Source organism: Bacillota bacterium, assembly GCA_040754315.1.
In the GTDB taxonomy this organism is placed as follows: domain Bacteria; phylum Bacillota; class Sulfobacillia; order DUSP01; family JBFMCS01; genus JBFMCS01.
Genome location: JBFMCS010000015.1, coordinates 1,823 through 26,281 on the forward strand (window position 1 = coordinate 1,823; position 24,459 = coordinate 26,281).

The following is a 24,459-nucleotide window of genomic DNA, read 5'->3' on the forward strand; positions in this document are numbered from 1 at the left end:
TGGGGCTGATGATTGGGGTGAAGTCGTAACAAGGTAGCCGTATCGGAAGGTGCGGCTGGATCACCTCCTTTCTAAGGAGTTCTTCTCCTAGGTCGATCCCTTGCCTCACAGTCCCTCATACGCTGTTTAGTTCAATATTGCACCTTGACAAGGGCATAGGGAAGGGAAGAGTGAAGAAGCGAGGAGCCTGTAGCGACCCGCGAGGGGCGTTTGAGCGGGGAGTTACTGGCAAGTTAGGAAGGGCACACGGTGGATGCCTTGGCGCAAGGAGCCGAAGAAGGACGTGGCAGGCTGCGAAAAGCCCCGGGGAGCCGCGAGCGGGCATAGATCCGGGGATATCCGAATGGGGAAACCCGGCACGGGTAGTACCGTGTCATCCACGGCTGAACACATAGGCCGTGAGAGGGTAAGCGGGGGAACTGAAACATCTAAGTACCCCGAGGAGAAGAAATCAAACGAGATTCCCCAAGTAGCGGCGAGCGAAAGGGGAGGAGCCCAAACCCAAGGGGTGTGATAGCCCGCAGGCGTTGCCACTTGGGTGTAGAGGGGTTCGTCCGGGGGGTGCTGCGGCACTTCCGGGGAGTTACAAAAGTCATGTCTAGCCGAAGGGGGCTGGAAAGCCCTACCGTAGGAGGTAAGAGTCCTGTAGGCTAAAGGCATGACTCTCCCTGGGGCGGATACCCGAGTACCGCGGGGCACGAGGAATCCCGTGGGAATCAGGGGGGACCACCCTCCAAGGCTAAAGACTCCTTGCGACCGATAGCGGACAAGTACCGTGAGGGAAAGGTGAAAAGAACCCCGGAAGGGGAGTGAAATAGAACCTGAAACCGTGTGTCTACAAGCAGTCCGAGGCCCATAAGAGGCCGAGGGCGTGCCTATTGAAGAATGAACCGGCGAGTTATGAGTTGCAGCGAGGTTAAGGGGCAAAAGCTCCGGAGCCGAAGCGAAAGCGAGTCCGAACAGGGCGACATAGTTGCAGTTCATAGACCCGAAACCGAGTGATCTACCCATGGCCAGGGTGAAGCGTGGCTAAACCCACGTGAAGGCCCGAACCCATTAGCGTTGAAAAGCTATGGGATGAGTTGTGGGTAGGGGTGAAATGCCAATCGAACTCGGAGATAGCTGGTTCTCCCCGAAATAGCTTTAGGGCTAGCCTCGAGGATAAATGGAGGAGGTAGAGCACTGATTGGGCTAGGGGCCCCACAAGGTTACTGAACCCATTCAAACTCCGAATGCCTCCATGGAGACTTCGGGAGTCAGACTGCGGGGGATAAGCTTCGCAGTCAAAAGGGAAACAGCCCAGACCGTCGGCTAAGGCCCCAAAGAGCGGGCTAAGTGGTAAAGGATGTGGGGTTGCCCAAACAACCAGGATGTTGGCTTAGAAGCAGCCACCATTGAAAGAGTGCGTAATAGCTCACTGGTCGAGTGGCCCTGCGCCGAAAATCCAAGGGGGCTCAAGTCCGCCGCCGAAGCCACGGACCCCAAAGTGGGTGGTAGGGGAGCGTTCCCTGGGCATCGAAGCCGTACCGTAAGGAGCGGTGGAGCCCAGGGAAGTGAGAATGCCGGTATGAGTAGCGAAAAGGAGGGTGAGAATCCCTCCCGCCGCAAGCCTAAGGTTTCCTGAGCAAGGCTCGTCCACTCAGGGTTAGTCGGGACCTAAGTCGAGGCCGAAGGGCGTAGACGATGGATGACCGGTTGATATTCCGGTACCACCTTGGCGGCGCTTGAGCGAAGGGGTAACGCGGAAGGGTAGGCACAGCGCGCCGTTGGTCGTGCGCGTCCAAGCCCGTAGGGAGAGGAGGCAGGCAAATCCGCTTTCTCAATCCCGAGAGGTGATGGGGAGGGAAATTACAGTACCGAACTGGCTGAACCCATGCCGCCGAGAAAAGCCTCTAGCGAGTCGCCGGGTGCCCGTACCGCAAACCGACACAGGTAGGCGAGGAGAGGATCCTAAGGCGCGCGGGATAACCCTCGTTAAGGAACTCGGCAAAATGACCCCGTAACTTCGGGAGAAGGGGTGCCCTGACTGGTGATTGTTAAACTTCATGAGCCGGTTGGGGCCGCAGAGAAACGGCCCAAGCGACTGTTTACCAAAAACACAGGTCTCTGCTAAGGCGAAAGCCGAAGTATAGGGGCTGACGCCTGCCCAGTGCTGGAAGGTTAAGGGGAGGGGTTAGGGCAATAGCTCGAAGCTCTGAACCAAAGCCCCAGTAAACGGCGGCCGTAACTATAACGGTCCTAAGGTAGCGAAATTCCTTGTCGGGTAAGTTCCGACCCGCACGAAAGGCGTAACGACTTGGGCGCTGTCTCAACGAGGGACCCGGTGAAATTGAAGTACCTGTGAAGATGCAGGTTACCTGCGGCTGGACAGAAAGACCCCGTGGAGCTTTACTGTAACCTGACATTGGATTTTGGTCCTGCATGTACAGGATAGGTGGGAGGCTTGGAAACCGGGACGCCAGTCCCGGCGGAGCCAGCGGTGGGATACCACCCTTGGAGTATCGGAGTTCTAACCGTGGGCCGTTATCCGGTCCAGGGACAGTGTCAGGCGGGCAGTTTGACTGGGGCGGTCGCCTCCCAAAAGGTAACGGAGGCGCCCAAAGGTTCCCTCAGCGCGGTTGGAAATCGCGCCAAGAGTGCAAAGGCAGAAGGGAGCCTGACTGTGAGAGGGACACCTCGAGCAGGGACGAAAGTCGGGCTTAGTGATCCGGCGGTTCCGAGTGGAAGGGCCGTCGCTCAACGGATAAAAGCTACCCCGGGGATAACAGGCTTATCTCCCCCAAGAGTTCACATCGACGGGGAGGTTTGGCACCTCGATGTCGGCTCATCGCATCCTGGGGCTGAAGCAGGTCCCAAGGGTTCGGCTGTTCGCCGATTAAAGCGGTACGTGAGCTGGGTTCAGAACGTCGTGAGACAGTTCGGTCCCTATCCGCCGCAGGCGCAGGAAACTTGAGGGGGGCCGCCCCTAGTACGAGAGGACCGGGGCGGACGGACCAATGGTGTACCGGTTGTCGTGCCAACGGCATAAGCCGGGTAGCTATGTCCGGTCGGGATAAGCGCTGAAAGCATCTAAGCGCGAAACCTGCCCCAAGATGAGGTTTCCCATCCGGTTAGCGGAGTAAGACCCCAGGTAGAACACCTGGTCGATAGGCCGGGGGTGTAAGGGCAGCAATGCCTTCAGCTTACCGGTACTAATAGGTCGAGGACTTGCCAGTAACTCCCCGCCCAAACGCTCTAATCCCCTCTTCCCCCCTTTGCCCTAACCTTTCCGGTGGCCATTGCGGAGGGGCCACACCCGTTCCCATCCCGAACACGGAAGTTAAGCCCTCCTGCGCCCATGGTACTCGGCGGGTCGCCGCCCGGGAGAGTAGGTCGCCGCCGGAATGCCTTTCTAACAGCCCCCGTTACACACTCTAACGGGGGCTGTTATCTCATTTCTTGTGGCATCAGGGGTGCCTTGAGTGGGAATCCTACTGTCTTGGGGGATTCAGCTGCGAACAGCCCTACTTCCCATTGGTATCATCCTAGTCACGGGGCACGCCTTCATTATGGGATTGCCCCCCTTGGCCATGGAGCCTTCGCAACACCTCATCGTGGACAAGATGAAAAACGAGATGTTCCTTTACGAACAGGGCAGGCTCGTGGAGCGCTTTAACGTGGCTACCGGGCGACGTCCAGACATGACTCCGGAGGGCAGGTTCTACGTAGTATCAAAGTCGCTGGTTCCCAATGAGCCTGAACAACGGTACCTGTTCGGCACCAGGTGGATGGGATTGGGTGTGCCCGGCGGGGAGAAGGGTGATGTCTACGGCATTCACGGGACCGGGCAGCCCGGAACCCTGGGCGGCCATGAGTCTGCAGGGTGTATCAGGATGGGCATTCGCGATGCCGAGAGACTCTACGACAGGGTCAGGGAAGGGGATACAGTAGTCTACATCATGTCTCACCGGTACTCCATTCTCATCCATCGCGCCATGAACCCTGCCTACTGAAGACGGGCCTGGGTCCTTTTACCCCTCAACATTCTTCCTCAATGATAATAGATTGACACCAGTGTCTATATATCCTAATATAGCGATAGCACTATATAACGAGGTGGCTCTCATGGACACTGGACCCTACCACGATAAGGTGGAGTTGCTTAAGGCTCTGGCCCACCCTACCCGCCTCTGTATTGTCCACGGATTGGTATCCAGGGGAGAGTGCAATGTAGCTGGTATCCAGCACTGCCTGGAAATGCCCCAGTCCACGGTGTCCCAGCAGCTGGCAATTCTCAGGCTGAAGGGAATAGTCCGGTCAGAGCGTTCCGGGACCGAGGTAAGGTACTCCGTGGGCAACGACAAGGCCAGGGAGATCGTATCGGTGCTTTTTGAGAATGACGTACCTTTTGTGTGGGACAAAGCGCAGAAAGGGAGCGCCAGTACAGGGAGGGCTGGAGATGGACGGCAATAGGTTGGTAATCATCGGTGGAGTGGCGGCGGGAACAAAGGTGGCCGCCAGGGCGCGCAGGGAGAACCCTGAGCTTGACATTACCTTGATTACCAGGGAGAGCCACATATCGTACGCAGGGTGCGGCATGCCATACTACCTGGGGGGTATCATCAAGAACAAGAAGGAACTGCTCGTCAAGTCCCCCAGGGAGTTCGAAGCCGAGATGAATGTTAAGGTTCTCACTGAGCATGAGGCTGTATCGGTCCTTCCTGGAGAACACATAGTGGAGGTCGTCAGCAACAGGACCGGCGAGAAGAGTGCAGTCAGCTTCGATCGCCTGGTGCTAGCCACAGGGGCAACCCCCTTCATCCCGCCCATCCCCGGTGCTGGACTAAAAAACGTGTTCACCCTCCGTACCGTTGAGGACGCCGTGGCCATTCGAGACCGCGTTGACGCGGGGCACTGCAGGAAGGCCGCGATTGTAGGCGCGGGGCTCATCGGGCTGGAAGTGGCGGAGAACCTTCACCTTAGAGGCATTGATGTCTCCCTGGTGGAACTTGATGCCCAGATTCTCCCGGGTTATGACCGGGATGTCGCCCGGCTCGTAGAGAAGCACATCAGGGAGCAAGGCGTCACGGTGCACACCGGTACCAGGGTTCTTGGCCTCCTGGGTGATGGAGAGGTATCGTCTGTTTCCACTGACAAGGGCGATCTCCCGGCAGACACCGTTATCCTCTCGGTGGGCATCAGGCCCAACGCCAGTCTCGCCGCGGAAGCAGGAATAAGCCTCGGCCCCACAGGGGCCATCAGCGTGAATGGGGCCATGGAAACCAGCGTCCCTGGCGTCTATGCCGTGGGGGACTGCGCGGAGAATTCCAGCCTGGTTACCGGGGCCGCTGTCTGGTATCCCATGGGATCCACTGCGAACAAGGCAGGGAGAATCGCAGGTACGAATGTTGCCAGGAAAGACGGGCCCAAGCAGGTCCTTAAAGGGGTTCTGGGCACCTCCATTGTCAAGGTCTTTGAGTGCACTGTGGCCCGGACAGGGCTCTCCGAGAAGGAGGCCAGAATCAAGGGGTTCGATGTGGAGACCGTACTGGCCCCGTCTCCTGACAGGGCCCACTACTACCCCGGTAATAAGGAGATCATTACGAAGCTCATTGCGGACAAGGCCAGCGGCAAGGTGCTGGGGGGTCAGGTACTTGGAGAGGGTGTTGTTGACAAGCCCATCGACATTCTGGCCACGGCCATAACCTTTGGCGCAACCGTAAAGGATCTAACCCAGCTTGACCTTGCATACTCTCCTCCATTCTCCTCCGCCATGGCATCTACGCTTGTTGCTGCCAATGTCCTGGAAAACAAGCTGGAAGGGCGCTTCAGGGGCATTTCCGCGGAGGGCGTCCGGGACAGGGTGGACGACCCCGGCACGGTTGTTGTGGATGTGAGGACCCCTGAGGAGTTCACGCTCTACGCCATACCCGGATCCCTCAACATACCCCTGTCGCAGTTGGAGGCAAGGCACCAGGAGATAGACGGCTCCAAGGAAATCATAATAGCCTGCAAGGTGGGAAAGCGCGCCTACCAGGCGTACCTGACCCTAAAACGGCTGGGTTTTGACAGTGTCGCTGTCCTTGAGGGCGGAGTCAAGGCCTACCCCTTTGAGATGGAGTGAAAGGAGGCAGCAGACATGACAGAGAGGGTCATAAACGCCGAGGGCCTCCAGTGCCCGGGCCCCATCGTCAAGTTATTTGAGGAGGCCCGGAAGTGCTCCCCTGGAGAAGTCTTGGTAATCCAGGTTACGGACTATGGCTTCAAGAAAGACGTTGTCGCTTGGTGCAAGAAGACGGGCAATGAGCTCTTGGACCTGTCAGATGACAACGGTGTGCTGGTTGCCCGTATAAGGAAGAGCTGAGGGGGAAAGCGAAGTGAAAAAGACCATAATCGTCTTTAGCGGGGACATGGACAAGGCCATGGCTGCCTTCGTCATAGCCACAGGGGCTGCTGCCATGGGAGATGCAGTATCGATGTTCTTTACCTTCTGGGGGCTCAACGTACTGCGTAAGCCCGTTGCCCCTCGGGTGAAAAAAAGCCCGGTGGAGGCGCTCTTTGGATGGATGATGCCGAAGGGGCCAGGGAGGCTCGGGCTCTCCAAGATGAACTTCGGTGGTCTTGGAGCCAAGATGATGAAGGTTGTCATGAAGAAGAAGAACGTGCAGACCCTGGAGGAACTCATGAGCCAAGCCAGGGACATGGGAGTGAAGTTGATAGCCTGCAGTATGTCCATGGATGTCATGGGCCTGGATGAAAGCGAGTTGATTGACGGCATTGAAACAGGCGGGGTCGCCACTTATCTGGGCGAGGCAGAGGAAGCCAATGTCAACCTCTTTATCTGATCTGCAGGGAGGCATGCCGGAGGGCATTGCATAAGTATGCACTTCCCTGTATACTAATGTACAAACCGGGGGAGGTGCGCCCATGAAGGGATGGCTGGTGCTGGAGGATGGGGAGGTCTATGCTGGCAGGTCTTCCGGAGTGAGCAGGGCAATCCAGGGGGAGCTGGTCTTCAATACCGCCATGACCGGGTACCAGGAGATGCTCACAGACCCGTCCTACACCGGCCAGATCCTTGTGCTGTGCTATCCCCTGACAGGCAACTACGGGGTTAATCCCTTCGACAACCAGTCCAACCGGGTGGCGCCCTCCGCCCTGGTGGTCCGGGAGGCCTGTACCGAACCCAGTCACTGGCAACTCTCAGGAACCCTGGGGCACTACCTCCGCGACCGCCAGACACCCTACCTTGAGGGGGTGGATACTCGAGCGCTGGTGAGGCGCCTCCGGAGGATGGGCTCCATGAAGGGGGTCATAGTCTTCCAGGAACACGCTCCAGACGTGGAAAGGCTCAGCCAAGAGGCATCTGGCTGCCACAGGGCGGACCATGTCAAGGAGGCTACCACCGGGGTACCCTACACCCTGGAAGGCGATGGCCCTCACATAGTCGTGCTCGATCTTGGACTGAAGGCCAGCATACTAAGGCATCTCCGGTTGGCCGGAAGCAGGATTACCGTTGTCCCTGCCTTCACCCGAGCCAGGGAAGTGCTGGGGCTTTCCCCCGCCGGTGTGCTTCTGTCCAACGGGCCGGGTGACCCCAAGGACCTGCCGGAAATCGTCCACGAGGTGGGGCACCTGATCGGCCGTGTTCCCTTGCTAGGGGTATGCCTGGGGAACCAGATCCTGGCACTGGCCCTAGGCGCGGACACGTACAAGATGAAGTTTGGACACAGGGGAGGGAACCACCCAGTCAAGGAAGGCTCCACCGGGCGTATCCTCATAACCTCTCAGAACCATGGCTACGCTGTGAGCGAAGAGAGCCTCAAGGGCACAGGACTAAAGGTTTTGTACAGAAACCTGAACGACGGTACCGTGGAGGGGCTTGCACATTGGAGGATGCCCGTTGTATCCGTTCAGTTCCACCCAGAAGGCGGCCCGGGTCCTCAAGACTCCTCCACCATCTTCAAGGCGTTTATCGAGAGAGGCTCTTCCGCTCTTGCGGGATAGACGACAAAACGGTAACCCCGGCCTCTCCCGGGGTTTTTTGTTGCCATGCGCAGGTAACAGAGGCTGAGGAGCCGAAACCCTTTCCTCAAGGAGGCTTGACTAGGGTGCATCAGCGGGACGCCAAGAGAATAGTCATCATTGCCAACGGAGAGTGCCCGGAGGTGAGTGTGGGCTCAGGAGACTACGTGCTGTGCCTTAACGGGGGAACAAACAGGGCTTGCCAAGCTGGGGTTCTCCCCCATGCGATAGTGGGAGACCTGGACTCCCTGGGGAGCGAGGCAGCCAAGGTCGTGTTGTCGGGGCAAGTGAACGTCCTGAGGTACCCGGCCGAGAAGGATAAGACCGACATGGAACTGGGGCTGGAGTTCCTTTGCAGGGCGCTTAGGCCTAACTTGAATGCTGGCCCCGAGGTGCTCATCCTGGGGGGGCTGGGGCAACGCCTGGACCAGACCCTGGCGAACCTCTTTATCCTAGAAAGGTATGCCCGCAAGGGGTTTCGCTTCATCCTCAGGGGGCCCGGCGTAGAGGCAAGGGTGCTGGGGGGACCCCAGGAGCTGCACTTTGCATCAGAGCCAGGCAGGATTGTATCACTTCTATCCCTTTCGCGGACTTTGAAGGGGCTTTCCATAGAGGGACTCAAGTACGAGATCCATGATGTGACGCTGCGCTTCGGTGATACCCGGGGCATCAGCAACGAGTTCATGGGGGGGAAGGCAGTCATCCGTTTCGAGTCAGGTGTGCTACTCACGGTAAGGGAGGTCTAATAGGGTTGGTCGGCCAAGGGAAAAGATGCATAAGGCCTGGGGTGTAAGCCCGGATCAAGCAGGCCTTTGACAGGGAGGAGCCGCTCTGGAGGTGATGCCTGAAAGGTTCACTTGTTCACCAGTGTGCAGGCGGCGAGTGCCGCTTGAGAGCCATCCAGCGGGTCTTGTTAACACAGAAACGGGAGAAGGTGATGTGTGTGGTTAAAGAGATTCCCCCCGAGAGACTCAGGAGGCGGAGCGACCCATCGAGTTTTCCCTTTGATACCACGGAGAGCATTGCCCTAATCGAAGGGATAATTGGCCAGGAACGGGCCGTGAGGGCCCTTGATTTCGGCTTGAGCGTGTCTAGCCCAGGCTATAACATCTATGTCTCCGGCCTCACCGGCACCGGTCGCACAACCTATGCCAGGTCGGCTGTGCAGAAGGTGGCTGGCGAGGGCCTGACCCCTGGTGACTGGGTGTACGTGAACAACTTCGAAGAGCCCGACAGGCCTCTAGCCATTGCGCTGCCCTGCGGGATGGGCCATGGGTTTGCCCAGGAAGTAGATGACCTCATTGAAGAGCTCAAGAGAGAGGTCAAGAAGGCCTTTGAGTCCGACGAGTATGCCCGGCGCAAGGATGCGCTCATGAAGAAGTTCCAGGAGGTCACACAGCAAGTACTGAACCACACGGAGGCAATGGTGAAGGAGAAGGGGTTCTCGCTGGTGAGAACGACTACCGGTTTTGGCACCATCCCGATGATGCAAGATAGGGCCATGACCCCGGAGGAGTTCGAAGCCCTTGATGGGGACTCCAAGGCGAACCTGGAGGCCAAGAGCCAGGAGCTCCAGACCGAGATAGCGGCCATGGTCAGGAAGGTAAAGGACCTGGAGAAGAAGGCCAGGGAGAGGCTGAAGGGCCTGGACGAGCAAATGGCACTCTTTGCCGTTGGCCATCATGTGAATGATATTAAGGAGAAGTACCGGGACTACCCCAAGATCGGCAAGTTCATGGACAGCCTCAAGGACGAGGTTGTCTCCCACATAGACGACTTTCGGGGCCTAGAGGAACAGCCAAGCTCCTCCCCCCAGGCGCCCTGGGCCAGGACCAGGGACCCACAGGCAGTCTTCAACAAGTACAAGGTGAATGTCCTGGTCAACAACGCCGAGTGCCGAGGGGCCCCTGTCATATTCGAAACCAACCCAACGTACTACAACCTCCTTGGTAAGATAGAATACAAAGGCCAGCTGGGGATAATGGTCACCGACTTCACCATGATCAAGCCTGGTGCCCTCCACAGGGCCAACGGTGGATACCTGATCCTCCATGCGGCGGACGTACTGAAGTACCCTCTGGCGTGGGATGGTCTGAAGAGGACCCTGAGAAACAGGGAGATCAAGATAGAGAACATGGGAGAGCAACTAAGAGCTGACGCAGTGGTGGGACTCCAACCCGAGGCCATTCCCCTGGACGTCAAGGTGATCATGATCGGCTCCCCCTGGATATACCAGGCCCTTTATGTTATGGACGAGGACTTCCGGAAGCTCTTCAAGGTGAGAGCGGACTTTGACATGTCCATGGCCCGCACGCAGGAGCACGCGGAGAAGTATGGGGCCTTTATCGGGTCTGTGTGTTCCAGGGAGGGCCTTATACACTTTGACCGGGAGGCTGTGGCCAGGGTGATTGAGTACAGTTCGAGGCTCGTGGAGGACCAGGAGAAGCTCTCCACACGCTTTAATGACATTGTGGAACTCCTTTACGAGGCCAACGCCTGGGCCAAGAAGGAACACTCACACGCGGTCAGCGCCAGTCATGTGGACCAGGCCCTGGAAGAGAAGGCCTACCGGTCCATGTTGGTTGAGGAGAAGATCCAGGAAATGATCCTCCGCGACAAGATCATGGTGGACACCAGCGGGGAGGCGGTCGGGCAGATAAATGGGCTCTCCATCTACGACATGGGCGACTACTCCTTTGGGAGACCAAGCCGCATTACAGCCAAGGCCTTCATCGGGAGGGCAGGAGTGGTCAACATAGAACGCGAGATCAGGATGTCCGGCACCATTCACTCCAAGGGCGTCTTGATCCTCGCAGGGTACCTAGGGGCCAAGTACGCCCACAACAAGCCTCTGGCCCTCTCAGCCAGCCTTTGCTTTGAACAGAACTACGAGGGGGTGGACGGGGACAGCGCGTCCAGCACGGAGCTGTACGCTCTCCTCTCGGAACTTTCCGGGCTGCCTGTAAAGCAAAGCATTGCAGTGACCGGGTCCGTGAATCAAAGGGGTGAGATCCAGCCCGTTGGTGGTGTCACCAGGAAGATCGAAGGATTCTTCGCTGTGTGCAAGGCGAGAGGCTTGGACGGGAGCCATGGAGCCATCATCCCCAGCCGTAACGTAGATAACCTCATGCTCAAAGAGGAGGTCCTTGAGGCTGTCAGGCAAGGGCTCTTCCGGGTCTGGTCAGTGGATACCATCGACGAGGGACTGGAGATACTCACGGGGGTGCCTGCGGGTATCATGGGTCCAGACGGGGAGTATCCCAAAGACACTGTGCATGGCAGGGTCGACCGGAGGCTGGCGGAGTGGGCGGAAACCATGTCCAAGCACGGCCCGGGATACTAAAGACCCGCTGTGTGACCGGGAGAACCTGACGAGTACGGGTGAGATGTACCTTTAGAGGAAAGTATAGGGTATGGGTAAGGCCCATGGCCCAGGAAGATAGGGCAGGATTCCCAAACCTCCTGTCGAACGTAGAACGGTGACTTTGCGGGAGGGCCTTATAGCCACCTTGAGGGAGGAAAGACGATGAAAAGCTATAGTCCCGGTTCTTTGAGAAATATTGGCCTTATCGCTCACGGAGGGGCTGGGAAGACCTCGGTGGCCGAGGCCATGCTCTTTACTAGCGGCATGACGGATCGCCTGGGCAAGTCCGATGACGGGAACACCGTCATGGACCACGATCCGGAAGAGATAAAGCGGAAGATGAGCATTTCCCTGAGCATAGCGCCCTGCCACTGGAAGGATACCAAGATAAACATCGTGGATACCCCAGGTTACTTCGACTTCGTAGGCGATGTTCGTGCGGGTCTCAGAGTGGTCGACGGAGCCATTGTGGTGGTGGATGCGGTTGCAGGGGTTGAGGTGGGTACGGAACTCTTCTGGGAGTTTGCTGATGAGTACAGACTCCCTCGCATGATATATGTGAACAAGATAGATAGGGAGAACGCCAGCTTCTCAAACACCCTGGATTCTTTGAGGCAGGCCTTCGGCAACAGCGTGGTTCCTATGCAGATGCCCATAGGCCACGAGGCCTCCTTCAAGGGCGTAGTAGATCTGGTGTCAATGAAGGCCATGCTAGACAAGGGTGACGGTAAGGTGCTTGTAGAGGATATTCCCGCGGACCTGGCGGAGCAGGCGAAATCCTTGAGAGAGCCCCTGCTGGAGGCCGCCGCCGAGAGTGATGACGAGCTCATTGAGAAGTACCTGGAGGGGGAGGAACTGTTACCGGAAGAGATAGTACGGGGACTCCTTAAAGGGGTTTCTAAAGGGCAAGTATTCCCTGTCCTGTTGGGCTCTGCCATCAGAAACCAGGCGACAGCAGCGCTTTTGGATGCGGTGACATCCATTATGCCTTCTCCCGTGGATGCCGAATCCGTCAAAGGGACGGAGCCCAAGTCCGGGAATGAAGCGACCCGCGCTGTCAATACCGAGGAACCCTTCTCAGCGCTGGTGTTCAAGACCATGGCCGACCCATACGTTGGAAAACTCACGGTCTTCCGGGTCTATTCAGGGGTTTTGCGTTCGGATTCCCACGCCTACAACGCTTCAAAGGGGCGAACCGAGAGGATCGGGCAGCTCTTCGTGATGAAGGGAAAGCACCAGGAAGCTGTTGCGCAGGCCATTGCCGGGGATCTTGCAGCCGTTGCCAAGCTCCAGGAAACGGGTACCGGAGATACCCTGTGCGATGAGCACCACCCCATTGTCTACCAACCGGTCTCCTTCCCAGCACCTGTCTATTCAGTGGCCGTTGCCCCCAAAGCCAAGGGGGATGAGGACAAGATAGGTTCTGGGCTAGCAAGGCTGGCGGAGGAGGACCCCACCTTCAAGGTGGAAAAGAACGCGGAAACCCTTCAAACCCTCATATCTGGTATGGGGGACTTGCACCTGGATGTTATCACCGACCGCCTAAAGAGGAAGTTCGGGGTGGATGTCGTGCTAGAGCAGCCCAAGGTGCCGTACCGCGAAACCATCAGGGGCACTGCAAGGGTTGAAGGCAAGCACAAGAAGCAAACGGGTGGAAGGGGCCAGTACGGTCACGTATTCATCGACATGGAGCCCCTGGGGCCTGAAGCTGAAACGGACTTCGAGTTCGTGGACAAGATATTCGGTGGGGCGGTTCCCAGGCAGTACATACCCGCTGTGGAGAAGGGTGTCCGGGAAACCATGCAGGAGGGCGTCATTGCCGGGTATCCAGTGAGCGGTGTCCGGGTGACCCTGGTGGACGGTTCGTACCACACGGTGGATTCTTCGGAAATGGCATTTAAGATCGCTTCATCCATGGCCTTTAAGAAGGGGTTCGCCGAGGCAAGCCCAGCACTCTTGGAACCCATAATGAAGGTGGAGGTAACGGTGCCGGACAATTTCATGGGTGATGTTATGGGAGACCTGAACAAGAAGAGGGGCAAGATCCTTGGCATGGAGCCCAGGGGTACGGTCCAGGTCATCAGGGCAATGGCTCCCTTGTCTGAGATGTTCAAGTACTCCATAGACCTGAGATCCATTACCCAGGGCCGGGGGCTCTACACAATGGAGTTCTCTCACTACGAGGAGGTTCCCTCACACCTGGCCCAGGAGATCATAGCGCAGGCTAAGAAGGACAAGGAAGCCGAGGGGAAGTGAGGTTCCTTGGAGGCGGTTAAAACCTACGAATTGACCATCATCGGGGGGGGGCCGGCTGGCCTCACGGCTGCTATATACTCGGGAAGGGCTCTAGTCAACGCAGTACTCCTGGAACGGGGGCTTCCCGGGGGTCAAGCAGCCACCAGCCACATGATAGCTAACTACCCGGGGTTCCCAGGCGGGATAGGAGGCCCTGAACTAGCCCAGAAGATGGAGGAACACGCCCGGGAGTTCGGAGTGGAAGTACTCATGGCCGAAGTCTCCTCCGTGGCTCAAGGTGAGGGCTGGTACCTCATAAAGACCTCTGACGGTGTGATAAAGAGCAAGGCACTGTTGGTGGCCACCGGCTCTCGTCAGAAGCGCCTGGGCGTGCCGGAGGAGGACGAGCTACGCGGTAAGGGTTTATCGTACTGCGCTACATGCGACGGCGCCTTCTTCCAAGACAGGGACGTTGTGGTGGTGGGCGGCGGTGATTCCGCCGTCGAAGAGGCCGGCTACCTGACTCGCTTCGTCTCCCGGGTGTACCTTGTCCACAGGAGAGACCAGCTGAGGGCAGCCAAGAGCCTGGTGGAGAGGGCTAGACAGAACCCCAAGATCTACATGGTCCTTGACTCTGTTGTGACCGGCTTGAAGGGTAAGGACCGCCTTGAGGGTGTTGAGGTGACCAATGTGAAGACTCACGAGACACGCACTATCGCCGCAAGCGGGATATTCGTGTACGTTGGGCTTGAGCCGAATACGGAGTTTATCAGGGGCGTGGTTGATATGGACCAGCAAGGGTACATTATCACAACGCAGGACATGGAGACTTCAGCCCCGGGTGTTTTCGCTGCCGGAGATGTACGCTCGAAGTCCCTGCGCCAGGTGGCGACGGCGGTGGGCGACGGAGCCCTGGCAGCAGTACAGGCAGGGAGGTTCCTGGAAGGGCACTGAAGTCCTCAGGGCAGGTACCGGTGGCGGTGAGCCACCGGCTTTTTCTTGGCAAACGAGAAACATTGAGTTATGATAGTCAAGGAAAGACAAAGTCAGGTGACCCCTTGTCTATGGCGAGGGCCACATCGGGACACATATCTGGGAGGGACTCATGGGCAGCCTTTCTGACGAGATCGAAGAATATCTCAAGAACATGGTCAGGTCCAGCAACGGGATACTTGTGGTCCAGCGGAACTCGCTCGCCAAGCGATTCCGCTGCGTTCCCTCACAAATCAGCTATGTCCTGGATACCAGATTCGTGATGGAGCGGGGCTACCTCATTGAGAGCCGGAGGGGAGGGGGCGGTTACGTCCGCATTGTGAGGCTGAACCTTGGTTCAGCCACCGCTTTACTGGACCTGGTGGGGCAGGTACAAGGCCCGGGCATTTCCGAGGAGGTGGCCACCCACATACTGGCACGCCTCCAGGAAGAGCGCTTCATCACTCCTCGCGAGGCTGACCTGTTGAGGGCGAATATGAGTAGGAGCGTGCTGGGAAATTCCCAAGAAGCTGATCATGTCCGCAAGAGATTGCTGACATCTGTAGTGCAAACCCTGGTGAGGTGGGTGTGAGGAGGTGAAAGCGAGTGTTGTGTGACGAGTGTAAGCAGAAGCCTGCTACAGTCCATTTCGCGAAGATAGTTGACGGTAACAAGGAGGAGACTCACCTTTGCGAGGCCTGTGCCCAAGCGAAGAGCCAGGTTGGGTTCGTGGTGGAACCTTGCTTTTCCATAAACCAGCTCCTGGCGGGCCTCGTTTACCACGATACACCCGCGCCTAGGACACGGCGAGAGGAAAAGGAGGGTCCCTGCCCGAATTGCGGGCTTACCTACGGCGAGTTCGCCCGGCTGGGAAGGCTTGGGTGTGATGTGTGCTACACTCACTTTGATGCAAGGCTCGAGCCCCTTATCAAGAGGATACACGCTGCGGGGACCCATACCGGAAAGGTCCCCAGGAAGGCCAGTACTGGTGTCCTGCTGCGGCGGGAGATGGACAGACTCAGGGAAGAACTCACCACGGCTGTCTCCAGGGAGGAGTATGAGAAGGCAGCATCCATCAGGGACAGGCTGAAGGAGCTCGAAGGCCGCAGGGAAGATCGGGGAGATGGAGACGAATGAACAACATCTTCACTAAGGCACTATCCCGCTGGATGGAGGGGGATGGCCCTCACGCCGATACAGTGATATCCAGCCGAGTACGACTGGCCAGGAACCTGGCGGGAAGGGCGTTTCCCCATAGAAGCAGTCCTGAACAGGCCTCTGAGGTAATTGGTGAGGTCGCCCGGGCCATCGAGAGCATCAATAAAGAGGGCGGCAATCTCGAGGTCTTCAGGCTAGGGGAATTGGGGTCTCTGGAACGGCAGGTCCTCGTTGAGAAGCACCTTATCAGCCCCCAGCATGCCCAGAACCCCCTGGGGGCTGTGGTAATATGCCCGGACGAAGAAGTGAGCATAATGGTGAACGAGGAAGATCACCTGAGAATACAGTGCCTGTTGCCAGGCTTGCAGCTTGAGGAAGCCTGGGCTATGGCAACCCGGCTCGATGATTCCCTGGAGAACACACTGACCTATGCCTTCGGTGAGCGGCGCGGCTACATTACCGCCTGCCCCACCAATGTGGGCACTGCATTGAGGGCATCGGTGATGACTCACCTGCCAGCTTTGGTCTTAACCAACAGGATAGGCGGGGTCATCCCAGCCATAAGCCAGCTGGGATTGGTAGTAAGGGGTCTTTACGGAGAGGGGACCGAGGCCGCCGGGAACATATTCCAGGTATCGAACCAGGTTACCCTTGGCAAATCCGAGGAGGAGATCATCAGTAATCTTCACGATATCAGCGAGCAGATAATCGAGCAGGAAAAGGCCGCTCGAACCAGCCTCATGGAGAGCAGGGTGGCCTTGGAGGACAGGGTTTGGAGGTCCTATGGGATCCTGGCCAATGCCAGGTCCATTACCTCCGAGGAGGCCATCCGGCTCTGGTCCAATGTGCGGCTTGGGGCTGACTTGGGTCTCCTCCAGATAGACAGGTCGAACCTTAACGAGCTAATAGTGCTTAGCCGCCCGGCCTTTGTATCACGCCTCGCAGGGCGGGAGCTTGCTCCCGCCGAGAGAGACGAGGTCCGTGCCGCGAACATCAGAGAGAGACTCGGCGGGCAATGAAGAACGGAGGTATCAAGCAAGCATGTTTGGGAGATTTACGGAGCGGGCCCATCGTGTGATACTCCTGGCTCAAGAGGAAGCCAGGCAATCGGGCCATGACTTCATAGGTACCGAACACCTTCTCCTGGGGCTCATTCGAGAAGGGGGAGGCATTGCAGCCCGGGCCCTGGAGAGCCTGGGAATCAGCCTGGAGACGGTAAGGTCAGAGGTGAAGAAACTCATAGGGCATGGACAACCCTCTGCCTCGGCAGAGATTAGTTTCACCCCCAGAGCCAAGAAGGTGGTCCTGGAGCTGGCATCCGAAGAGGCTCGCTTGCTCGGTCACAACTATGTTGGCACCGAGCACATTCTCCTTGGATTGATAAGGGAGGATGAGGGTGTGGCCGCGAGGGTCCTCACATCTCTCGGGGCGGACTTGGAGAAGGTCAGGGCCGAGGTGGGCCAGCTCCTTCCCACGCAGGGGCAGGCGGCTAGCCCTGGGAGGGCGAAGGCACGCCAGACCAGTCCCACTCCAAACCTGGACACCTATGGACGCGACCTGACGAGACTCGCCAGGGAGGGGGAGCTGGATCCTGTCATTGGCAGGGAGAAGGAGATCGAACGCGTCGTGCAGATCCTCTCTAGGCGCACTAAGAACAACCCAGTCCTCATTGGAGAGCCAGGAGTGGGCAAGACAGCCATAGTGGAGGGCTTAGCCCAGATGGTGGTGGACGGCAAGGTCCCCGAGCTCTTGGCGGGCAAGCGGGTGGTGACCCTTGACCTGGCGGCTTTGGTGGCTGGCTCTAAGTACCGCGGGGAGTTCGAGGAGAGACTCAAGAAGGTAATGGACGAGATCCGCAACACCAAGAATATAGTCCTTTTCATTGACGAGATGCACAACATTGTGGGGGCCGGTGCCGCTGAGGGAGCCATAGACGCATCGAGCATCCTCAAGCCTGCTCTGGCCCGGGGTGAACTCCAGTGCGTCGGCGCGACCACCCTGGATGAGTATCGCAAGCACGTTGAGAAGGATGCCGCTCTGGAGAGGCGCTTCCAGCCGATAATGGTAGAAGAACCCTCGGTCGAGGAAACCACTGAGATCCTCAAGGGTCTGAGGGACCGCTACGAAGCCCACCACAGGGTGGAAATCACTGATGCGGCCCTGGAAACTGCCGCAAGGCTGTCGGACCGCTATGTCACGGACCGGTTCCTGCCGGATAAGGCCATCGACCTCGTAGATGAGGCGGCATCCAGGGTAAGGCTTCGGTCCATGGTGGCGCCTGAAGACATAAAACTTCTCGAGCAGCGCCTGGAAGAAGCCCGCAAGGAAAAAGAGGCTGCCATTCAAGGCCAGGAGTTTGAAAAGGCCGCCCGCATGAGGGACGAGGAACAGAAGATAAAGGAACAGCTGGAGAGCCTCAAGAAGGACTGGGAGCAGCAAAAGGTGCGTTTACAGTCCACGGTGAATGATGAAGACATCGCCGACATAGTCTCATCGTGGACTGGAATTCCCGTCTCCCGGCTAGCGTTGACCGAGGCTGAGCGCCTGTTAAACCTGGAGGCGGAGCTGCACAAGCGTGTGGTTGCCCAGGATGAAGCCGTGCAATCAGTGGCCAAAGCTATCAGAAGGGCTAGGGCAGGTCTCAAAGACCCTCGACGGCCCATTGGATCCTTCATCTTCCTGGGGCCCACCGGTGTCGGGAAGACAGAACTGGCAAGAACGTTGGCTGAGGCTCTCTTCGGTGATGAGGACGCCATGGTGCAGCTTGACATGTCCGAGTACATGGAGCGGCACACGGTGTCCCGGCTCGTGGGGGCTCCCCCGGGATACGTAGGCTATGAAGAGGGAGGACAGCTTACCGAGGCGGTCCGGCGTCGCCCCTACTCGGTGATCCTCTTAGACGAGATAGAGAAGGCTCATCCAGAGGTCTTCAACGTGCTGCTGCAAGTACTGGAAGATGGGAGGCTCACGGAGGCAAAGGGGAGAACGGTGGACTTCCGGAACACCGTCATCATCATGACCTCCAATGTGGGGGCTGATCTCATCAGGCGGCAAGCCACCGTCGGCTTCCGGGCCGACCGAGAGGCCGAGACGGGGTACTCGGAGATGAAGGACACCATTATGGAACAGGTGAAGAAGACCTTCCGCCCTGAGTTTCTCAATAGGATAGATGAGTTCATCGTGTTCCATGCCCTGACACAAGAGAATGTTTCGGAGATAGTGGATCTAATGCTTGAGAAAGTGGCAAGAAGGCTCAAAGAGATGGGCATTGAACTTGACGTATCCGCGGAAATCAAGTCGTACCTGGTTAAAGAGGGTTTTGACCCGGTATACGGTGCAAGGCCCCTCCGCAGGGCAATCCAGAGGTTCGTGGAGGACCCCCTGTCCGAAGAGGTTCTCAGGGGAAGAGTCAAGGAAAACGACAGAGTCCTGGTTGCGCTGGACTCCGAAGGCCAGCATCTAGTGTTCAAGCCGGCGAGCGAAGTGTAGCCTTGCTCCCAGATACCCAAAGGAGGCAGAGGCCCTTGGCGGACCCTGAACTCCTGGAGGCCATCAAGAAGGTAGCACCGGGTACTCCCTTGCGTGAGGCCCTGGATAACATCATACGTGCCCGTACAGGTGCCCTGCTAGTGCTAGGGGACGGGCCCAAGATCATGGATCTCGTGGATGGGGGGGTTCGGCTTGACGCCGAATTCACCCCATCCCTTCTGTATGAGGTGGCCAAGATGGATGGTGCCATAATTCTCGACAGGAATGTTGAACGGGTGGTCTACGCCAACGCCAGCCTCTGGCCAAGAAAGGAGATCCCCTCCCAAGAAAGGGGCATCCGGCACAGGACAGGTGAGAGAGTGGCCATTCAGACGGGAGAGGTTGTCGTCGCCATTTCACAGCGGAGGAACGTTGTAACCCTGTACAAGGGCCAGTGCCGGTACGTGTTAAGGGATATAGAGTTCATCCTAGCCAAGGCCAACCAGGCACTGCAGACCCTCTCCCACTATCGCTCGGCGGTGGACAAGGTTATTCGAGACCTTGATCATGCGGAGATGGAGTCTTCTGTATGCCTGGGGGATGTGGCATCAGTGCTCCGGAGGCTGGAGATGCTCTGGAGGATAGTGGAAGACATTGAAAGGTATGTGGTGGAGCTGGGCTCCGAGGGCCACCTCGTCAAGATGCAGGTGGACGAAATGGTGGGGGACTTGTGGACGGAGCACAGCATGATCATCCGGGACTACACGCTTAGCGACGCAAGCCCTGAGGAAACCATACGCGAATACAGGTCACATGCAGAAGATGTGCCCCAGGCAAGCCACATCACAGAGTCACTTGGATACAGCATCCGTGCGGACTACCTCAGCCTTCCGGTCTCTCCCAAGGGTCACCGCGCCCTCAGGAGGGTGCCCAGGCTGCCAGGCTATGCCCGGGAGAACCTCGTCAGGGCATACGGGAATCTCCTGAACATTATGAAGGCTACCCCACAGGAACTAGACAGGGTGGACGGGATCGGTGAGGCCAGGGCAAAGGCCATAAGCCAAGGGCTGTCACGTTTTCGCCGGGAGGCGGGTCCCTCCGCCAACTAGGAGAAATTGAAGAACCTGAGAGTGCTCAGCTTCTTGTGTTCCTTCAGGAGGACATCGTACAGGTTTAGGTGGAGGCTGTTACACAGGGCAGTGAGGTAGAAGAGGTGATTGCCCATCTCGGTCTCGATGATCTCCTTGCAGTGCTCGCAAAGACCGCCTTCCAGGTGGCTATCCATGTGATTCCTGACTTCCTCTATGGATACATCCATGGGAGCCGACTGGCGGTTTGCTGCTACCCGAATGCACCCACAGGCGGTGACTGCCTTGGAGACTGCCCGGTTGACGCGGGCATTAGCCTCCTGAAGCTTCGACATGATATCTATTACGCTTCTGTGCCGGACCAGGTACTCGTCTACAGTGTGCTGGAAGCCATCACAGAGGATATCCTTCATGGAGCGAGATCACTCCTTGGGACAGGTTTCGCCGGTTTCGTGGGGCCGGCGGCGAAGCGACTCTTCGTTGTGGGTAGAGGCCTTCGTGGTCATTTCAGCAGTACCAGACAATCTTGGTGGACGGGACGGGATTCGAACCCGCGACCTCCGCCGTGCGAAGGCGGCACTCTCCCAACTGAGCTACCCGCCCCTCAGTACTACTAGCAGCCCTTGATCACGCCTACATTCTATATCATGTGTTCTCGGACAGTCAAGGGAGCCTCCAGCCGAGGAAGGAGCCAGCGCCATAATCGTCCTGCGCCCCCAGTCTGTTTCGGCAATACATTCGGTGATTTCTGAGCCCGCTTCAGAGACAACAAGTACATGGGCACTCGGTAAAGCCCTTCAATCATAAACTTTGGCAACAGTGACGCATCTCCACCCGGTGTGCTGGGGTGGGTGGGGAAGTATTGCGCTTACCCATTTCAGCCCTGGCATCCTATCTAGCCCGCCCAACACGCCCTCAAGATAAGCAGTTGCGATGCGTTAATTGGGGAAAGGCACTCATTCCTACCATTTTTGCCTTGCAGAAGTGTCGTGCACCCTCCAGGCGGGTAGCCCGGCGTAGGCACGGAACTTGCAGTCAGAGATACCAAGGACAGTGCCATGAAATACTCCCTGCAAAATGGCTACTTTCTAACCCTGGGGGAACAGACGTTCCTTGACACCGCAGGGACCATATGGTATCTTCAATTTCAGGGATAGTCACAAGACACAGGAGGCGCACTGATGTTCAAGGTCGGTGACAAGGTTGTTTATCCAATGCACGGGGCCGGTGTCATCGAGGCCATCGAAGAGAAGGAAATACTAGGGGAGTACAAGCGTTACTACGTCATGCGCCTGCCAATTGGTGAAATGAAGGTAATGATCCCGACCAGTAACGTAGAGGGCATCGGCCTGAGAGAGGTGATAGACGAGCAAGAGGTGGAAAAGGTCTTCGATGTCCTGAAGGCCAGCAAGGGCAAGATGTCCACCAACTGGAACCGCAGGTACAGGGCAAACCTGGAGAAGATTAAGAGCGGTGATATCTATGAAGTCGCCGAGGTTGTCCGTAACCTGGCCATCAGGGACAAGGAAAAAGGACTATCCACAGGCGAACGCAAGATGCTGGACAGTGCCAGACAGATCCTGGTTAGCGAGTTGGTCTTGGCCAAAGGCATAGAGGAATCCCAGGCCAACGTAATTCTTGACGAGGTGCTGGCCTAAGGCCAGTATTGATCCATCCAAAAAGGGGAAGCTAAGCCTGGAAGCCGGCTCCGCCTGGGTGCACAGGTATTTTTTATGGGGCTCCGGGAGTGTGGAACCCGGGCCAGGACCCTGGAAAAGGAGAGATAGGACTAATAATGTTGAAAGTTCTCCGCTGGTTCTTTTCCATCCTGGGGTTAGGAATGGGGTTTGCGGCCGCACACTACTTGCTTCCCACGGCCAGCGAGTTCTTCGGGTTTGCCCTAACCCCGTCAGAGACAGTCATAGCGTTGATTGTTGGCACCGCTGCCGGGCTGGTGATCATGCATTTGATTTCTCCTTGGATTGTCTCCGGAACCGTGGCCCTAGCGGGATGGGTAGAAGGTAGGCTTCAAAGAACCCCTTTTCAGGATATAGTGGCGGGAGCCGTGGGCATGATTATTGGACTCATAATAGCTAATCTTCTTGGCTCTGCCTTTTCGCGACTGCCCGCCCTGGGCACATTCGTGCCAACCATCTTCAGTGTGGTATTCGGCTACTTGGGAATTGTGATTGCCCTGAGGAAGCGAGAGGACATCGCGGCCCTACTGCCTTTAATTCCCAAGCTCAAGAGCCGGGAAAAGCAGGAAAAGCCGGCTCTCTGCCAGCCCAAGATCCTGGACACCAGTGTGATCATTGATGGGCGCGTAGCCGATATATGCAGGACAGGGTTCATCGAGGGTACCCTGGTGATCCCAGGTTTCGTCCTTGAGGAGCTAAGGCACATAGCTGATTCCTCGGACACCCTCAAGAGGAACAGGGGAAGAAGAGGCCTGGACGTTCTCAACCGCATTCAGAAGGAAATAGGCACGAACGTTGTTATCCATGACAGGGATGTAACAGGGGCATCCGAGGTGGACAGCAAGCTGGTGCGGCTGGCCAAGATCCTTGACGGCAAGGTGCTGACGAACGACTTCAACCTCAACAAGATAGCCGAGCTTCAGGGTGTGGAGGTCTTAAACATCAACGAGTTGGCCAATGCCGTGAAACCGGTCGTGCTTCCCGGTGAGGATATGGTGGTCCACATTATCAAGGACGGCAAAGAGTCGGGGCAGGGCGTGGGATACCTTGACGACGGGACCATGATTGTCGTGGATGGCGGCAAGAAACACATAGGCGAGACCATAGACGTATCTGTTACCAGCGTGCTTCAGACGGCCGCCGGCAGGATGATATTCGCAAAGCCGAAATCCGCCGCGGAAAAGGCTATTTCCTAAGATGGAACCCTCAAAGGTTGCCGCCATACTCCCCGCCGCAGGCAGGGGAGAGAGGATGGGACTGGCCCGCAACAAGGTTTGGCTAGACCTTTGCGGGAAGCCAGTCGTTGCCTGGGCTCTTAGGGTGTTTGAGGACCACCCCTCCATCGATAGGGTGGTTCTTGTGTTGTCCAACGAGGATATGGTGAGAGCCAGAGACCTGGTATCTGCGGAGGGATTCCGCAAGGTTCTACTCGCCCAAGGGGGCCAGCTGAGGCGAGAGTCGGTCTGGAATGGCCTGATGTCCACGGAGTCCTTTCACTCATGGATCGTGGTTCACGACGCCGCAAGGCCACTGCTAGATCCGAGGCTCATTGATTCTGTACTTAATGCCGCTAGGGAGCACGGGGCGGCTCTATGTGCTGTACCCGTGAGTGACACCCTCAAGCGAATAAGACATGATGGCATGGTTAGGGCCACGGTGCCCAGGGATGGGGTATACCAGGCTCAGACCCCCCAGGCTTTCGCTCGGAATATCTTGCTCCGAGCTCATGAGGAGTACGCCGGACCTGCCACTGACGACGCCGCACTGGTGGAGGGCCTGGGGGTCGCTGTGGCAATGGTGCCGGGTTCCCAGCAGAACTTCAAGCTGACGCGTCCCGATGACATCCGGCTAGCTGAGGCCATCCTAAGATCTCAAGGATGTGAGTGGAATCCTATGTGGAGGGTAGGGATTGGTTATGACATCCACCGCCTGGGTTCTCCTAGGCCGCTCATTCTTGGAGGGGTTGAGATACCTTCCATGACAGGACCGGAGGCACATTCTGATGGCGATGTGCTGGCCCATGCAATTATGGATGCCCTCCTTGGGGCAACAGGGGAGCCTGATATTGGATGCCTCTTCCCCTCAAGCCAGGAGTTCGAGGGCGCCGACAGCATGCAACTACTTCGTCGCGTGACATCACGTCTTATGGAGAAGGGCTGGATAGTGGTAAACGTTGATGCCACGGTCATCCTGGAAAGACCCCGGCTCTCCCCCTTCTACGGGGATATGAGGGAACGTATTTCGGATGTGGTGGAGGCGCCAGTATCGGTTAAGGCCACCACGAATGAGGGTATCGGGGCCATCGGACGTGAGGAAGGAGTAGCGGCCATGGTTGTGGCGATGGTAAGAAAATCATAGAATAGGAATCTTTCCTTTTGGGCACCATGGTGGTGAGTGCCTGGAAGGAGTGAAGATTCATGTCGGGTCTCAGGGCCACGATTATATCACTGCTAGTGGCTCTAACAATGGTGCT

Annotated in this window: 19 protein-coding genes, 1 tRNA gene and 2 rRNA genes; 20 read left to right on the forward strand and 2 right to left on the reverse strand. The window is 57.4% G+C overall.

Annotation, left to right across the window (positions count from 1 at the left end):
- The first annotated feature begins 226 nt into the window (after nt 1-226).
- The 17 genes from AB1576_03330 (at nt 227) to disA (ending at nt 20,310) form a co-directional block, all read left to right on the forward strand.
- Nucleotides 227-3,215, forward strand: a 23S ribosomal RNA gene (locus tag AB1576_03330).
- 52 nt (nt 3,216-3,267) lie between these two features.
- Nucleotides 3,268-3,384: ribosomal RNA gene (gene rrf, locus AB1576_03335) — 5S ribosomal RNA — on the forward strand.
- A gap of 77 nt (nt 3,385-3,461) precedes the next feature.
- Entirely contained in the window at nt 3,462-3,992 is a 531-nt protein-coding gene (locus tag AB1576_03340; GenBank protein ID MEW6080812.1) for a L,D-transpeptidase, read from the forward strand.
- A gap of 112 nt (nt 3,993-4,104) precedes the next feature.
- Nucleotides 4,105-4,452: a metalloregulator ArsR/SmtB family transcription factor gene (locus tag AB1576_03345; GenBank protein ID MEW6080813.1), complete on the forward strand. Its 348-nt coding sequence runs from the start codon at nt 4,105-4,107 to the stop codon at nt 4,450-4,452.
- Nucleotides 4,439-6,103 (forward strand): FAD-dependent oxidoreductase, encoded by a 1,665-nt coding sequence (locus AB1576_03350; protein MEW6080814.1) that lies wholly within the window; start codon nt 4,439-4,441, stop codon nt 6,101-6,103. Before AB1576_03345 ends, AB1576_03350 begins: the two co-directional genes overlap by 14 nt.
- 15 nt (nt 6,104-6,118) lie before the next feature.
- Complete coding sequence (locus tag AB1576_03355) at nt 6,119-6,343, forward strand: sulfurtransferase TusA family protein (GenBank protein ID MEW6080815.1); 225 nt, start codon at nt 6,119-6,121, stop codon at nt 6,341-6,343.
- Between the two features lie 13 nt (nt 6,344-6,356).
- A complete protein-coding gene (locus AB1576_03360; GenBank protein ID MEW6080816.1) occupies nt 6,357-6,824 on the forward strand; it encodes a DsrE/DsrF/DrsH-like family protein in 468 nt (155 codons plus the stop codon).
- Between the two features lie 82 nt (nt 6,825-6,906).
- Nucleotides 6,907-7,986: a carbamoyl phosphate synthase small subunit gene (locus tag AB1576_03365; GenBank protein ID MEW6080817.1), complete on the forward strand. Its 1,080-nt coding sequence runs from the start codon at nt 6,907-6,909 to the stop codon at nt 7,984-7,986.
- A gap of 104 nt (nt 7,987-8,090) precedes the next feature.
- Nucleotides 8,091-8,750, forward strand: coding sequence for a thiamine diphosphokinase (locus AB1576_03370; protein ID MEW6080818.1), 660 nt, complete (start codon nt 8,091-8,093; stop codon nt 8,748-8,750).
- Between the two features lie 191 nt (nt 8,751-8,941).
- Complete coding sequence (locus tag AB1576_03375) at nt 8,942-11,347, forward strand: AAA family ATPase (GenBank protein MEW6080819.1); 2,406 nt, start codon at nt 8,942-8,944, stop codon at nt 11,345-11,347.
- 183 nt (nt 11,348-11,530) lie between these two features.
- Nucleotides 11,531-13,624 (forward strand): elongation factor G, encoded by a 2,094-nt coding sequence (gene fusA, locus AB1576_03380; protein ID MEW6080820.1) that lies wholly within the window; start codon nt 11,531-11,533, stop codon nt 13,622-13,624.
- 6 nt (nt 13,625-13,630) lie between these two features.
- Nucleotides 13,631-14,557: a thioredoxin-disulfide reductase gene (gene trxB, locus AB1576_03385; protein ID MEW6080821.1), complete on the forward strand. Its 927-nt coding sequence runs from the start codon at nt 13,631-13,633 to the stop codon at nt 14,555-14,557.
- Between the two features lie 151 nt (nt 14,558-14,708).
- Nucleotides 14,709-15,167: a CtsR family transcriptional regulator gene (locus AB1576_03390; protein ID MEW6080822.1), complete on the forward strand. Its 459-nt coding sequence runs from the start codon at nt 14,709-14,711 to the stop codon at nt 15,165-15,167.
- A 14-nt stretch (nt 15,168-15,181) separates the two neighbouring features.
- Nucleotides 15,182-15,712, forward strand: a complete 531-nt coding sequence (locus AB1576_03395) for a UvrB/UvrC motif-containing protein (protein ID MEW6080823.1) — start codon at nt 15,182-15,184, stop codon at nt 15,710-15,712.
- Complete coding sequence (locus AB1576_03400; protein ID MEW6080824.1) at nt 15,709-16,752, forward strand: protein arginine kinase; 1,044 nt, start codon at nt 15,709-15,711, stop codon at nt 16,750-16,752. Before AB1576_03395 ends, AB1576_03400 begins: the two co-directional genes overlap by 4 nt.
- Nucleotides 16,753-16,774: 22 nt before the next feature.
- Nucleotides 16,775-19,222 carry an ATP-dependent Clp protease ATP-binding subunit gene (locus AB1576_03405; protein ID MEW6080825.1) on the forward strand — a complete coding sequence of 816 codons (2,448 nt, stop codon included), beginning with the start codon at nt 16,775-16,777 and terminating at the stop codon, nt 19,220-19,222.
- Nucleotides 19,223-19,257: 35 nt separating this feature from the next.
- Entirely contained in the window at nt 19,258-20,310 is a 1,053-nt protein-coding gene (gene disA, locus AB1576_03410; GenBank protein ID MEW6080826.1) for a DNA integrity scanning diadenylate cyclase DisA, read from the forward strand.
- Here disA and AB1576_03415 read toward each other — a convergent pair.
- Nucleotides 20,307-20,702 (reverse strand): DUF1573 domain-containing protein, encoded by a 396-nt coding sequence (locus AB1576_03415; GenBank protein MEW6080827.1) that lies wholly within the window; start codon nt 20,700-20,702, stop codon nt 20,307-20,309. The genes disA and AB1576_03415 overlap by 4 nt on opposite strands.
- Nucleotides 20,703-20,816: 114 nt before the next feature.
- Nucleotides 20,817-20,892 (reverse strand) — tRNA-Ala (locus AB1576_03420).
- A gap of 578 nt (nt 20,893-21,470) precedes the next feature.
- Here AB1576_03420 and AB1576_03425 point away from each other — a divergent pair.
- The 3 genes from AB1576_03425 (at nt 21,471) to ispD (ending at nt 24,344) form a co-directional block, all read left to right on the forward strand.
- Nucleotides 21,471-21,947 (forward strand): CarD family transcriptional regulator, encoded by a 477-nt coding sequence (locus AB1576_03425; protein ID MEW6080828.1) that lies wholly within the window; start codon nt 21,471-21,473, stop codon nt 21,945-21,947.
- Nucleotides 21,948-22,081: 134 nt separating this feature from the next.
- The gene (locus AB1576_03430; GenBank protein ID MEW6080829.1) at nt 22,082-23,182 is read left to right on the forward strand and encodes a PIN/TRAM domain-containing protein; all 1,101 of its coding nucleotides are present in this window, start codon (nt 22,082-22,084) and stop codon (nt 23,180-23,182) included.
- A 1-nt stretch (nt 23,183) separates the two neighbouring features.
- Nucleotides 23,184-24,344 (forward strand): 2-C-methyl-D-erythritol 4-phosphate cytidylyltransferase, encoded by a 1,161-nt coding sequence (gene ispD / locus AB1576_03435; GenBank protein MEW6080830.1) that lies wholly within the window; start codon nt 23,184-23,186, stop codon nt 24,342-24,344.
- Nucleotides 24,345-24,459 lie beyond the last annotated feature (115 nt).